General features: G+C 63.4%; 8 protein-coding genes and 1 pseudogene. 6 read left to right on the plus strand and 3 right to left on the minus strand.

The genetic code is table 11. The annotated features are described in order from the left end of the window. Nucleotides 1-982: pseudogene (locus PVZ78_RS30810) on the minus strand (autotransporter domain-containing protein); the annotation flags it as partial. 716 nt (nucleotides 983-1,698) lie between these two features. Then, nucleotides 1,699-2,613: a DMT family transporter gene (locus tag PVZ78_RS30815; RefSeq protein WP_025805080.1), complete on the minus strand. Its 915-nt coding sequence runs from the start codon at nucleotides 2,611-2,613 to the stop codon at nucleotides 1,699-1,701. A 198-nt stretch (nucleotides 2,614-2,811) separates the two neighbouring features. On the opposite strand from PVZ78_RS30815, the gene aceK reads away from it, so the two are divergent. From aceK to PVZ78_RS30845, 6 genes are all read left to right on the plus strand, one after another. Then, complete coding sequence (gene aceK, locus PVZ78_RS30820) at nucleotides 2,812-4,533, plus strand: bifunctional isocitrate dehydrogenase kinase/phosphatase (RefSeq protein WP_273829769.1); 1,722 nt, start codon at nucleotides 2,812-2,814, stop codon at nucleotides 4,531-4,533. A 97-nt stretch (nucleotides 4,534-4,630) separates the two neighbouring features. After that, nucleotides 4,631-8,524 carry an ATP-dependent RNA helicase HrpA gene (gene hrpA, locus PVZ78_RS30825; RefSeq protein WP_273829770.1) on the plus strand — a complete coding sequence of 1,298 codons (3,894 nt, stop codon included), beginning with the start codon at nucleotides 4,631-4,633 and terminating at the stop codon, nucleotides 8,522-8,524. Between the two features lie 336 nt (nucleotides 8,525-8,860). Then, on the plus strand, nucleotides 8,861-9,982 hold the full coding sequence (locus tag PVZ78_RS30830) for a beta-ketoacyl-ACP synthase III (RefSeq protein ID WP_009047592.1): 1,122 nt from the start codon (nucleotides 8,861-8,863) through the stop codon (nucleotides 9,980-9,982). Between the two features lie 102 nt (nucleotides 9,983-10,084). Further along, nucleotides 10,085-10,699: an RNA polymerase sigma factor gene (locus tag PVZ78_RS30835; RefSeq protein WP_009047593.1), complete on the plus strand. Its 615-nt coding sequence runs from the start codon at nucleotides 10,085-10,087 to the stop codon at nucleotides 10,697-10,699. Continuing rightward, entirely contained in the window at nucleotides 10,693-10,926 is a 234-nt protein-coding gene (locus tag PVZ78_RS30840) for an anti-sigma factor family protein (RefSeq protein WP_009047594.1), read from the plus strand. Before PVZ78_RS30835 ends, PVZ78_RS30840 begins: the two co-directional genes overlap by 7 nt. A 584-nt stretch (nucleotides 10,927-11,510) precedes the next feature. After that, nucleotides 11,511-12,854 carry an OprO/OprP family phosphate-selective porin gene (locus PVZ78_RS30845; protein ID WP_009047595.1) on the plus strand — a complete coding sequence of 448 codons (1,344 nt, stop codon included), beginning with the start codon at nucleotides 11,511-11,513 and terminating at the stop codon, nucleotides 12,852-12,854. Between the two features lie 96 nt (nucleotides 12,855-12,950). On the opposite strand, the gene mtr is transcribed toward PVZ78_RS30845, so the two are convergent. After that, nucleotides 12,951-14,228: a tryptophan permease gene (gene mtr, locus PVZ78_RS30850; RefSeq protein WP_273829771.1), complete on the minus strand. Its 1,278-nt coding sequence runs from the start codon at nucleotides 14,226-14,228 to the stop codon at nucleotides 12,951-12,953. Nucleotides 14,229-14,286 lie beyond the last annotated feature (58 nt).

Consider the following 14,286-nt stretch of genomic DNA (forward strand, 5'->3'; position numbering starts at 1 on the left):
GGTCGGCAGCGATGATGCTGTCCTGGCTGTTGACCTGACCGCCGTTCTTGACGTCCAGGACGCCGTTGCCGGCGCCGCCGACGATCAGGGTCTTGTCGGTGGACAGCGTGCCGTTGTCGACGCTGACCTTACCGCTTGAGCCTTTTTGCGCAGCGATCACGGTATTGCCAGCGGTCTGTACCTTGGCGCCGTTGGTCAGCGACAGCGAGCCGTTGCCCGACTGGCCCACGATCATGTCGCCCAAGGTCTTCCAGAGGCTGCCCGCGCCATCGAGGCTGGCGGTGCCAGTGGAGCCCAGGTCGGCAGCGATGCTGCTGTCCTGGCTGTTGACCTGGCTGCCGTTCTTGACCAGCAGGGTGCCGTTGCCGGCGCCGCCGACCACCAGGCGCTTATCGCTGGTCAGGGTTGACCCGCCGTCGGCGATGAGGGTGCCGGTTGCACCACGCTCGGAGCCGATCAGGGTGTCGCCCTGGGAGTGGGCTTGGGAGCCGCTTTTGAGGTTCAGGTCGGCGGAGCCGCCTTTGCCGACGATCAGGTCGCCGCCGGTGTTCAAGGTCGCGCCGTTGTTGAAGGTGGCCTTGCCCGTGGCGCCCTGTACGGTGCCCAGGGTGAAGCCGTCACCGACATTCAGCTTGCCGCTGCCACCGACATTCAATTGGCCCAGGCCGTTGTTGGCGGTGCCAACGTTCAGGCTGCCGACCGTTCGGGCGCTGTCCAGTTGCGCGACCTGGTTGCTCAGCCCGGGGAGCGGTCGATCGATATTGACCGCCTCATTGCTGGCGGGAGCGCCGTTGCTCCAGTTACCACTGTTTTCCCAGGCATTGCTGTCGTTGACGCGATGGGCGTTGCCATCCTCGTCATAGACAAAGTGATGGGCGTCTCCGGTCCAGTTCGTCGTCGCGAGTACGGCCGGGGCGAAGGTGCTCAACGCCAGTGCGACGGCGAGGGCGGTGCTGGAGGGTCTGAAACTGTGGGGTGTCATGGTCTTCTTTTCCAAGGCTGTGCCTGTGTGGTCGGAGGAGTGGAAACGGCGTCGAGTGCGCTAGGGATCAGCGGCGCGCGCCGAGGGGTGAAAGCGTTCGATGGCTGCACAGAGGCGCAAGGCGCTTCCTGGCCGGGAGAGGAGTTTTCTGGCTATGAAGTGCAATAGGACCGGTGCTGTAACAGTGCGGTCTGAGTGATCTGTTCATAAGCGTTGAATAACTGATCAAGTTGTCCGGGGAAGTTGTGAGCGGGCCGGTAACTTAATAAAGAAGAAGGCGGGAATATACGTGGGGAGAGAGGTTGGGAGCTTTTTTGAAACTTTTCAGAAATATCTTTATGGGGGTCGAGAATAATCTTTGTTGGTTATGGTTAGTTCGTTGTTGTTGTCAGTGGAACTGTCTGGTGCGGGCTTTTTTTGCGAATTGCGTTCAAGTTTTATGGGGTTTGGACGAGGGGATAAAAGAAAGGGAGGGTAAAAAATAAAGACGGCGGGGTAATGTTTTTTTTGCTTGAGGAGATGTTTTTATTGAGAGGGCAGTATTTATTTTTTAGAAGACGATGGTTTTTTATTATTTTAAGTTTTTTTGCCGAAGGGCGGAAGTTACGGTGTCCGATATGCAGTTCGATTCCGCTCAAGCCTGATCGAGACTGTTGTGCAAGTGGCGAGCGCGCCCATGTTTCAGGACCGCTCGCAATGCCGGGGAATCGACGCGATCAGCGATCCGCCAGTTCCTGGGGCGAGGCGACCCGGGCTCCCGGTTTGAGTACCAGCCACAAGGCCGCGGCGATCAGTACACCGCCATACAGGTGAGCCATGGACAGCGGCTCGTCCAGCAGCAACGCCCCCCACAACACCCCGAACGGCGGGATCATGAAGGTCACGGTCATCGACTTGACCGGGCCGATCGAGCTCAGCAGGCGGAAATACAGGATGTAGGCAAAGGCGGTGCAGGCCAGGCCCAGGCCCAGCAACGACAGCCAGACGCTCCAGCCGCCCCAGCTGGCGGGCGGCTGGCTGATGGCGCTGTAGGCGAAGACCGGCAGCAGGAACAGGCTGGCGCCAAGCATGCTGCCCAGGGCCGAGAGACGACTGTCGAGGCCGCCGGCCTGGTCCAGCCAGCGCCGCGCGAGGAAGCCGGCGAAGCCGTAGCAGGTGGTGGCGAGCAGGCAGGCCAGCGCGCCCAGCAGCAGTTCCAGGTCGAATGTCATGGGGCCGGCGCGGGTCAGGATGCCCACGCCGAACAGGCCCAGGCTGACCCCGGCGATTTTTGTCGGGGTCAGTTTCTCGTGGAAGAACAGCCCGCCGATCAGCACGCCCATCAAGGGCGTGGTGGCATTGAAGATCGCCGAATAACCGGCCGGCAGCACCAGGGCCGCCACCGAATACATAGTGGCGGGGATGCCGGAGTTGATCACGCCGAGCAGCAGCACGGTCTTGAACTTGCCCTGGAAGTCCCAGCTGATGCGCATCAGCGCGAGGATCACCAACAGGCCGGTGGCGGCGATGGAGACGCGAAAGAAGGCCGTGGGAATGCTGCCGATCACTGGAGCGATGATGCGCATGAACAGAAAACTCGCGCCCCAGATCGCGGCCAGGGACAACAAACGCAGGGTATCGACAAGTCTCACGGCGCAACTCCTTTGATGGCTCCTGCAACGGCCCTTTTTTCGGCAGGGCGAGAGTGTTGCCGAGAGACGGGGCGCGAGCAATCGCTATCTTGCGGTCGAATGGGCGGGATCCTTCTCGCTACGGAAAAATTGCACTTCTCCTGCACCCGGTTCACTGGCTAAGCTCAGGCCTTTCCGAATTCCCGCAGAGGTCTCACCATGCCGCAGAAATGGCCCGCCGCCGATATCGCTCGAACGATCCTCGATGGCTTCGACGATTACCGCGAGCACTTTCGCCAGATCACCGACGGTGCCCGAGCGCGCTTCGAGCAAGCGCAGTGGCAGGAGGCGCAGACCGCCTCGGCGGCACGGATCAACCTGTACGAGGAAAAGGTCGGCGAGACCGTGCAGCGGCTGCGCACGACGTTCGACCTGGAGACCCTGCTCGACGTCAATCAGTGGCCGCTGGTGAAAAGCGCCTATATCAGCCTGATCGACCTGCGCTTCGACGATGAGCTGTCCGAGACCTGGTACAACTCGGCCTTCTGCGGCCTGTTCAGCCACGACCTGATCAGCGACGGCTGCATGTTCATCCACACCACGCGGCCGAGCCTGCGCCGCGCCCGGGCCGCGCAGACCCGCACCTACCGGCCGCAAGGCCATCTGTCGACGATGCTCGAACAGATCTTCGTCGACTACCGCTTCAGCGAGGCCTATGCCGACCTGTCCGGCGACTTGCGGCGCCTGGAGTCGCAGCTGCGGGAGAACCTGCCGGACTGGGTATGCAAGGACCCGGAGTTGGCGGTGGAGCTGTTTTCCTCGGTGCTGTACCGCAACAAGGGGGCCTACCTGGTGGGGCGCATCTACACCCACGACGAGCAGTGGCCGCTGGTGATTCCGCTGCTGCACCGCGAAGGGCGGGGCATCCAGATCGACGCGCTGATCACCGACGAAGCCGAGGTGTCGATCATCTTTTCCTTCACCCGTTCCTATTTCATGGTCGACGTGCCGGTGCCGGCGGAGTTCATCGGTTTCCTCAAGCGCATCCTGCCGGGCAAGCACATCGCCGAGCTATACACCTCCATCGGGTTCTACAAGCACGGCAAGTCCGAGTTCTACCGGGCGCTGATCAACCACCTGGCCAACACCGACGACCAGTTCATCATGGCCCCGGGCGTGCGCGGCATGGTCATGAGCGTGTTCACCCTGCCGGGCTTCAACACCGTGTTCAAGATCATCAAGGACCGCTTCTCGCCGTCGAAAAACGTCGACCGCGCCACGGTGATCGAGAAGTACCGCCTGGTGAAAAGCGTCGACCGGGTCGGGCGTATGGCCGATACCCAGGAGTTCGCCGATTTCCGCTTTCCCCTGGGCAAGTTCGATCCGGCGTGCCTGGCGGAGTTGCTGGAAGTGGCGCCGTCGACGGTGTCGGTGGAGGGCGATACGGTGCTGATCCGCCACTGCTGGACCGAGCGGCGCATGACCCCGCTCAATCTCTACCTGGACCACGCCAACCCGGCCCAGGTGCGCGAGGCGCTGGACGACTACGGCCTGGCGATCAAGCAGCTGGCCGCAGCGAATATCTTCCCCGGCGACATGCTGCTGAAGAACTTCGGCGTCACCCGCCATGGCCGGGTGGTGTTCTACGACTACGACGAGATCTGCTTTCTCACCGAAGCCAACTTTCGCCACATCCCGGCGCCGCGCACCCCGGAGGACGAGATGGCGTCCGAGCCCTGGTATTCCATCGGCCCGCTGGACGTGTTCCCCGAGGAATTCCCGCCGTTCCTGTTCGCCGACGCCGGGCAGCGCAAGCTGTTCGACCAGCTGCACGGCGAGCTGTACAACGCCGATTACTGGAAAGGCCTGCAGAACGCCATTCGCGCCGGCAAGGTGATCGATGTGTTCCCGTACCGGCGCAAGGACCGGGACAACGAATAGAGGGAGCAGCGGCAAGAGGCAAGTTACAAGCGGCAAGCTAAAAGCGTAAAGCTGCGTTAATCTTGCGGCTTTTCGCTTGAAGCTTGTAGCTGCCTTTATGACCGACCAACTGCTGAAAAACCTCGACCAAGCCATGCTCGCCGACCGCCACCGGTTGCGCCGGCAGTTGCTTGAGCTGCGCAAGAAACCCGACGAGGCCAAGCTTGGGCAGTGGGTCGAACGCATGCAGGCGTCCTGCGCCCAGGTGGCGGCGCGGCGCGCCAGCGTGCCGTCGATTCGCTACGACGACAGCCTGCCGATCGCCGCCAAGCGCGACGAGATCAAGGCGGCGCTGCAAAAGCACCAGGTGCTGATCATCGCCGGCGAAACCGGCTCGGGTAAAACCACCCAGCTGCCGAAGATCTGCCTGGAAATCGGTCGCGGCCAGCACGGCCTGATCGGTCATACCCAGCCTCGGCGGATCGCCGCGCGCAGCGTGGCCAGCCGGGTCGCCGAAGAGCTGGCGACGCCGCTAGGTGCCCTGGTGGGTTACCAGGTGCGCTTCGAGGACCAGAGCGACTCGAACACCCTGATCAAGCTGATGACCGACGGCATCCTGCTGGCGGAAACCCAGAACGACCGCTACCTGGAACGCTACGACACGATCATCGTCGACGAAGCCCACGAGCGCAGCCTGAACATCGACTTCCTGCTGGGCTACCTGAAGACCCTGCTGCCGCGGCGTCCGGACCTCAAGGTCATCATCACTTCGGCGACCATCGACCTGGAGCGCTTCTCCAAGCATTTCGACGATGCACCGATCGTCGAGGTCTCCGGCCGTACCTTCCCGGTGGAAACCTGGTACCGCCCGCTGACCCTGGAGCAGGACGAAGAGGGCAACCGGGTCGAGGACGACCTGACGGTGGACCAGGCGATCCTCGCCACCCTCGACGAAATCGCCGCCCATGAGCGCAGCGAGCGTCGCAGCCCGGGTGACGTGCTGGTATTCCTGCCGGGCGAGCGGGAGATTCGCGACGCCGCCGAGATGCTGCGCAAGGCCCAGCTCAAGCACACCGAAATCCTGCCGTTGTATGCGCGCCTGTCGCCGGCCGAGCAGCAGCGGATTTTCCAGTCGCACCCGGGCCGCAGAGTGGTACTGGCGACCAACGTCGCCGAGACCTCGCTGACCGTGCCGGGCATCCGCTACGTGATCGACAGCGGCACCGCGCGCATCAGCCGCTACAGCTACCGGGCCAAGGTCCAGCGCCTGCCCATCGAGGCGATTTCCCAGGCCAGCGCCAACCAGCGTAAAGGCCGCTGCGGCCGGGTCGAGCCGGGCATCTGCGTGCGCCTGTACAGCGAAGAGGATTTCAACGGCCGTCCGGAATTCACCGACCCGGAGATCCTGCGCACCAACCTGGCGGCGGTGATCCTGCAGATGCTCCATCTGCGCCTTGGTGAAATCACTGCGTTTCCCTTTATCGAGCCGCCGGATGGCAAGGCCATCAGCGACGGTTTCAACCTGCTGCAAGAACTCTCGGCGGTGGACCGCAACAGCCAGCTGACGCCGCTGGGCCGTCAATTGGCGCGGTTGCCGGTGGACCCGCGCATGGGCCGCATGCTGCTGGAAGCGGCGAAGCTGGGCAGCCTGCAGGAAGTGCTGATCGTCGCCAGCGCCATGTCGATCCAGGACCCGCGCGAGCGACCGCCGGAGCGCCAGCAGGCGGCCGACCAGGCCCACGCGCAATGGAAGGACGCCGACTCGGATTTCGCCGGGCTGGTCAATCTGTGGCGCGGTTTCGAAGAGCAGCGCCAGGCGCTGACCGCCAGCCCGCTGCGTAACTGGTGCCGCAAGAATTTCCTCAACTACTTGCGCCTGCGCGAGTGGCGCGACTCTCATCGCCAGCTGAGCCTGATCTGCCGCGACCTGCAACTGAGCCTGAACAAAGAGCCGGCCGACTATCCCAAGCTGCACAAGGCGGTACTGGTCGGCCTGCTGAGCCAGATCGGCCAGAAGACCGAGGAGGGCGACTACCTCGGTGCCCGTCAGCGGCGCTTCTGGGTGCACCCGTCGTCCGGGCTGGGCAAGAAACGTCCGCAGTGGCTGATGACCGCCGAGCTGGTGGAAACCACCAAGCTCTATGCGCGCATGGTGGCGAAGATCGAGCCGGACTGGATCGAGCCGCTGGCCGGGCACCTGATCAAGAAGAACCACTTCGAACCCCATTGGGAGAAGAAGCGCGGGCAGGTGGTGGCCTACGAGCAGATCACCCTGTTCGGCCTGATTGTGGTCGGCCGCCGCCCGGTGCATTACGGCCCGGTGGACCCGGTGGTGTCGCGCGAGCTGTTTATCCGCGAAGGCCTGGTGCGTGGCGAGATCCAGTCGAAAGCCAAGTGCCTGAGTGCCAACACGCGCTTGCTGGAACAGCTCGACGAACTGGAAGCCAAGGCCCGGCGCCGCGACATCCTCGCCGACGAGGAGACCCTGTTCGCCTTCTACGACGCACGCCTGCCGGCGGAGATCCACCAGACCGCGACCTTCGACAGCTGGTACCGGGTGCACAGCCAGAAAGACCCGCAACTGCTGATCATGCGCGAGGAAGACGTGCTGGCCCGCGAGGCCAGCGAAGTCACCGCCATGCAGTACCCGGACACCTTGCAGATCGGCGATCTGGAACTGGCCCTGAGTTACCACTTCGAGCCCAACCATCCACGGGACGGCGTGACCCTGCGGGTGCCGGCGCCGTTGCTGCCGGCCTTGCCCGCCGAGCGTCTGGAATGGCTGGTGCCGGGGCTGGTGGAAGCCAAGTGCATCGCCCTGGTGCGCAACCTGCCCAAGGCGTTGCGCAAGAACTTCGTGCCGGTGCCGGACTTCGTCAAGGCGGCCCTGGCGCGTATCGATTTCGCCCAGGGCTCGCTGCCCCAGGCGCTGGGTCGCGAGCTGCTGCGCATGACCGGGGCACGGGTCAGCGACGAGGCCTGGGCCGAGTCGGCGCAACAGGTGGAAAGCCACCTGCGGATGAACCTGGAAATCGTCGACGCCCAGGGCAAGTTCCTCGGCGAAGGCCGCGACCTGGCCGAGCTGACCGCGCGTTTCGCCGAAGCCAGCCAGGCCGCCCTGGCGGTGCCGCAAACCGCGAAAAGCCAGCAGCCGGTGGAGGCCAAGGTGTTCGCTGCGGTGGCGGAGAAAACCCAGCAGAAGATCGCCGGGCTGTCGATGACGGTGTATCCGGCGCTGGTAGAAGAAGGCGGGACCGTCAAGGAAGGGCGTTTCTCCACCCCGGCCGAAGCCGAGTTCCAGCATCGTCGCGCCTTGCAGCGCCTGTTGCTGCAACAGCTGGCCGAGCCGGCCAAGTTCCTGCGCAACAAGCTGCCGGGGCTGACCGAGCTGGGCCTGCTGTATCGCGAGTTGGGGCGCGTCGACGCCCTGGTGGAGGACATCCTGCTGGCCAGCCTCGACAGCTGCGTGCTGGACGGCGAGGACAGCCTGCCCCGGGATGGCGCCGGCCTGGCGTCGCTGGCCGAACGCAAGCGCGGCAACTGGACCGAGCACGCCGAGCGCCTGGCGCGCCTGACCCTGGATATCCTCAAGCTCTGGCACAGCCTGCAAAAGCGCTTCAAGGGCAGGATCGACCTGGCCCAGGCGGTGGCGCTGAACGACATCAAGTCGCAGCTAAGCCACCTGGTGTACCCGGGTTTTGTCCGCGAGACCCCGGCGCAATGGCTCAAGGAGCTGCCGCGTTACCTCAAGGCCGTCGAGCTGCGTTTCGAGAAACTCGGCAGCCAGGTGCAGAAGGACCGGGTCTGGAGTACCGAACTGGCCGGCCTGTGGAACCAGTACCAGGCCCGCGCCGGCAAACATGCCCAGGAAGGCAAGCGCGACCCGCAGTTGGAGCTGTACCGCTGGTGGCTGGAGGAATATCGAGTGTCGCTGTTCGCCCAGCAACTGGGCACCAAGGCGCCGATTTCCGACAAGCGCCTGAACAAGCAGTGGAGCCAGGTGGAAGCCTGATACGACGCCTGTAACCGCTGCCGCAGGCTGCGATAAGGTCCGAAGGACCTTCCCGCGATCTCAGGGAGCACGCCCTCTTCGAGGTCGATCGCAGCCTGCGGCAGCGGCTACAGCGATCTGTGATGGCGGCGATTACGCTTGCCGATAGGGCCAAACGCCGGCGTTTATGGCAAACTTCGCCGTTATAAATGCCGGCCCCGCGGTTTTGAGCGTTCGCCGCCCGGGCAAAGCGGAATAAAGCGATGTCAGGTCCTATTCCGCCAGTCGGGATAGACCATTTACGGTTTGGTACGACGGTGCCAATACCTTCTGCCTGAACAGAATAGAGGAACGACCGTGCATAACGTCGTCATCAGCGGCACTGGCCTGTACACCCCGGCCAACAGCATCTCCAACGAAGAGCTGGTGGAGTCTTTCAACACCTACGTGCATCAGTTCAACGCCGACAACGCGCAAGCGATCGAGCGCGGCGACGTTCAGGCCCTGACCGAATCCAGCGCGGCCTTCATCGAGAAGGCCTCCGGCATCAAAAGCCGCTTTGTCATGGACAAGGACGGCATCCTCGACCCGCAGCGCATGACCCCGCGTCTGCCCGAGCGTTCCAACGACGAATGGTCGGTGCTCTGCCAGATGGCCATCGGCGCCGCCGAACAGGCCCTGCAACGCGCTGGCAGGACCGCCGCGGACATCGACGGGGTGATTGTCGCCTGCTCCAACCTGCAGCGCGCCTACCCGGCCATCGCCATCGAAGTCCAGGAAGCCCTGGGCATCGCCGGTTTCGGTTTCGACATGAACGTGGCCTGCTCCTCGGCCACCTTCGGCATCCAGGCCGCCTGCAACAGCGTGCAACTGGGCCAGGCCCGGGCGATCCTGATGGTCAACCCGGAAGTCTGCACCGGCCACCTGAACTTCCGTGACCGCGACAGCCACTTCATCTTCGGCGACGCAGCCACCGCGGTGATTATCGAACGGGCTGACCTGGCCACCTCGCCGTACCAGTTCGACATCATCAGCACCAAGCTGCTGACCAAGTTCTCCAACAACATCCGCAACAACTTCGGCTTCCTCAACCGCGCCGCGGAAGAGGGCATCGGCGCGCCGGACAAACTCTTCGTGCAGGAAGGCCGCAAGGTGTTCCGCGATGTCTGCCCGATGGTGGCGGAACTGATCGCCGAGCACCTGCAGGAAAACCAGCTGAACGTCAGCGACGTGAAGCGTTTCTGGCTGCACCAGGCCAACCTCAGCATGAACCACCTGATCGTCAAGAAACTGCTGGGCCGCGAAGCCACCGAAGAGGAAGCGCCGGTGATTCTCGACACCTACGCCAACACCAGTTCGGCCGGTTCGGTGATCGCTTTCCACAAGAACCAGGACGACCTGCCCAGCGGCTCGCTGGCGGTGCTCAGCTCGTTCGGCGCCGGTTATTCGATTGGCAGTGTGCTTCTGCGCAAGCGTTGACAGTCTTATGGATCGCAGCTGCTGAAGCGCTGGCCGTCGGCTCCTGCATGGGGCCGGCGGCGCTGGGCGGCTGCGATCCCTGATTCCGATTACGAGGCATGAATGTCCGCAGCTGACGACACGCAACTGCTTGAACGCCTGTTGGCCGGCGAGCAAAAGGCCTACAAGGAACTGGTCAGTACCTACCAGAGCGCGATGCGCGCCGTGGCCTACGCCATTGTCGGCCAGCGCCACGCCGACGAAGTGGTGCAGGATGCCTGGCTGTCGGTGGTGCGCAACCTGGCGGGTTTCCAGGGGCGCTCCAGCCTCAAGACCTGGCTGTTGACCATCACCGCCAACTCGGCGAAAAGCCGCTACAAACAAAATCGTCGGGAAGTCCTGCTGGATGACTTGCCGTCCCCCCATGGCACCATTGGCGACGAGCGTTTTTCTTCCGCTGACGGTCACTGGCTGGTGGCGCCGTTCGCCTGGCACGCCGACACCCCGGAAGCCCTGCTCACCGAGGCCGAGCTGCGCGAATGCCTGGAACACACCTTGCTGAGCCTGTCGGAACTGCAGGGCAGCGTGTTGACCCTGCGCGAGCGCCAGGGCCTGGAGTTGGAGGAGATTTGTAATCTTCTGGACATTTCCCTCTCCAATGTCCGGGTGCTGCTGCACCGGGCGCGGCTGAAGATTTTTGCCACGGTGGAGCACTTCGAGGAGACCGGCCAATGCTGACCTGCAAGGAACAAGTGGCACGCTCCAGCGACTATCTCGATGGTCAGCTGAGCTTTCGCCAGCGCCTGATCCAGCGCCATCACCTGTTGTTCTGCCCCAATTGCCGGCGCTTCCTGCGGCAGATGCGCCTGATGCAGGCCACCCTGCGCAAGATGCCCGAAGCGCCTGTCGCCGATGTTGATGCGCTGGCCGAACGCCTGGCCGCCGAGCGCAAGCGCAACGCCTGATTCACCCGACCATCCTCCCGTAGCCGCTGAAGCCTCAAGAGCGCGACCGCTTCGCGCTCGATCGCAGGCTTCGCCAGCGGCTACACCAACGCCTGCAAGACATACCAACTCCTGTAGCCGCTGCCGCAGGCTGCGATAAGGCCGAAGGCCTTCAGCGATCTTGAAGTCGCTGCGGCCGTTCTCCGAACACGGCCCGGGTCGATCGCAGGCTTCGCCAGCGGCTGCACCAATGCCTGCAAGACATACCAACTCCTGTAGCCGCTGCCGCAGGCTGCGATAAGGCCGAAGGCCTTCAGCGATCTTGAAGTCGCCGCGGCCGTTCTCCGAACACGGCCCGGGTCGATCGCAGCCTGTGGTAGCGGCTACATTGGATCCCGTTTTTTCCAAAATCCCCCGCCCAAGGCTCTAGTACAGGCTTTTTGCCTTATTTCGTTTGGAAGTAAAAAAGTTCCGCTGTCATCAAATCTTTATCTATCAGCAACTCCCCTGAAATAACCCGCCGCCAAGATTCCCTCCCAACACAAGCGGGCCTGACTCGCGTGTTTTTTCCAGCGCTACAGACCACCAATTAGGGGAAATCTTCGATGATCCGTAAGCACTTCGCCGGTTTTGCCGCCAGCGCCCTGGCCCTGGCAGTTACCGCCCAGGCTTTCGCTGGCACCGTCACCACCGATGGCGCCGATATCGTAGTCAAGACCAAGGGCGGCCTTGAGGTCGCCACCACAGACAAAGAGTTCAGCTTCAAGCTCGGTGGTCGCCTGCAAGCCGACTACAGCCGCTTCGACGGTGTCTACACCAAGAACGGTGACACCGCCGACGCCGCTTACTTCCGTCGCGCGTTCCTCGAACTGTCCGGCGTGCTGTACACCGACTGGGCCTACACCATCAACTACGACTTCTCCCACAATACCGGCGACTCCGATAACGGCTACTTCGACGAAGCCTCGCTGGCTTACAACGGCTTCAAGCCGGTGTCGATCAAGGTCGGTCGCTTCGACCCGGACTTCGGCCTGGAAAAAGCCACCAGCTCCAAGTGGGTCACCGCGCCGGAACGTAACATCGCCTACGACATGGTCGACTGGGCCAACACCCACCAGAACGGCATGGGCCTGCAGGCTTCCAGCACCTTCGCCGATTCCTTCTATGCCTCGGCCGGCGTGTTCAGCAAGGACACCGACGACACCGACGGCGACAGCGTCAAGCAGGTCAACGGTCGCTTCGTCTTCGCCCCGATGCACGATGCCGGCAACGTCCTGCACTTCGGTGTGAACGTGGCTTCGCGCGATGTCTCCGACACCGCTTTCGACTCCCGTTATCGCACCCGCATGGGCATGCGTGGCGTCGAGACCCTGGGTGGTAACGATGCCGGCACCAACGGCAACCGTCCGGTGCTGGGCGGCAGCTCCAGTTCGCCAGCCGGCTCCTACGACCGTGACACCGCTTTTGGTCTGGAAGCCGCGTTTGCCATGGGCCCGGCCTCGATCCAGGGTGAATACATCACCCGTAAGACCAAGGCTGATTCCAACGCCTACGAAGACATCAAGGGCCATGGCTTCTACGTGCAGGGCGCCTACACCCTGACCGGCGAATCCCGCGGCTACAAGGTTGGCAAGTTCGACGCCATCAAGCCGGCCAACAAAGCCTTCGGCGCCTGGGAACTGTTCTATCGTTACGACAGCATGACCGTCGAAGACGACAACATCACCACCGCCAGCCTGACCCGCGACGTCGGCGATGCCGAAGTCAAGGTGCACAACCTGGGTGTGAACTGGTACGCCAACGAAGCAGTGAAAATCTCCGCCACCTACGTCAAGGCCAAGACCGACAAGGTCACCAACGCCACGGCCGCCAGCGGTGGTACACCGGCCAAGCGTACCGGCGACGACGACGGCGACGGCTTCATCGTTCGCGCGCAGTACGTGTTCTGATGCCGCTGCACTTGCTGTAAAGAGCTCTTTCTCATCCGTTAAAGCTCCTTTCGTTTCAGCCCCGCTCCGGCGGGGTTTTTTTTGCCCGGCTCCCGGCTAACGCCAGACCGGCAGCAGGTCGAAGCTGAACAGCAGGTGGGCCAGGGCATTGGCCAGGCCGAACAGCAGCACCAGGACGATCATCGGCGTGCCACCCCAGACCCGGTACAGCGGGCTGGCGAAGCGTTTGCGCGAGGCATGGGCGAGCAGGGCTGGGGTGATCACCGCCCAGACGGTCGCCGCCAGGCCGGCGAAGCCGATGGCGAGGATGAAGCCTTCCGGCCAGATCAGCGCGCAGCCGATCGGCGGGGCGAAGGTGACCAGCGCGCTTTTCAGGCGGCCCCGGGGGCTGTCGTCGAAGCCCAGGGAGTCGGCGATGTAGTCGAACAAGCCGAGAGTGACGCCGAGGAACGAACAGGCCACGGCAAAGTTGGAGAACAGGGTCAGCAGCAGGTCGACCCGGGCGCTGTTGAGCATGCCGCCCAGGGCGCTGATCAATACATCGATGGTGCCGCCCTGGCGGGCGATGTCCTTGAACTGATCGCGGGGCAGGGTGCCCATGGTGCAGAGCATCCACACCGTGTACAGGACCAGGGCGATCAGGGTGCCGATCAGCAGGCAGTTGCGGATGCGCTGCGGGTCCTTGCCGTAGTGCTTCATCAGGCTCGGCACGTTGCCGTGAAAGCCGAAGGAGGTCAGGCAGAACGGCAGGGTCATGAACAGATAGGGCAGGTAGTCCGGTTGCGGGTTGCCGCGATCGAGCAAAACCTGTGGCTGCCCATGGCCGAGCAGGCCGCCGAAGGTCAGGAAGAAGGCAAGGATCTTGGCGCCGAACACCAGGGTGGTGATGCGGCTGACCGCCGCGGTGCTGAGCCAGACCACCAGGGCCACCGCCAGGGCGAACAGCAGGCCGCCGTTGCGCGAGGAAATCTCCAGGCCCAGGGTGTGGGCGGTGTGGCGGATCACCGAGCCGCTGGCCGAGATATAGGCATAGGTCAGGATGTACAGGACGAACACCAGGGTGGCGCCGTTGAACAGGCTCCAGCGCCGGCCGATCAGGTCGCGGGTGATGGTCGAGAAACTCGCCCCCGGCCGGTAGTTGAGGTTGGCTTCGAGGATCATCAGCCCCGAGTGCAGGGTGCAGAACCACGACAGCACCAGCACCGCGAGGGAGCCTTGGAACCACAGCCCCGACATCATCACCGGCAGCGAGAACATGCCGGCTCCGACAATGGTGCCGCCGATGATCATGGCGCCGCCGATGACCGAGGGCCGGCGTTCGGCGACCGTGCGATGGGAGGTTGAAGGGGATGAAGCGATGGACGTACCGCGCATGGCAAGGCCTGCAATGAAATTGTTATTGGAGGTAGCGAGGGGCGCCTCGGGCAGCGGG

Origin of the sequence: Pseudomonas sp. SBT1-2, assembly GCF_028640875.1 — a bacterium.
Lineage (GTDB): Bacteria > Pseudomonadota > Gammaproteobacteria > Pseudomonadales > Pseudomonadaceae > Aquipseudomonas > Aquipseudomonas chlororaphis_I.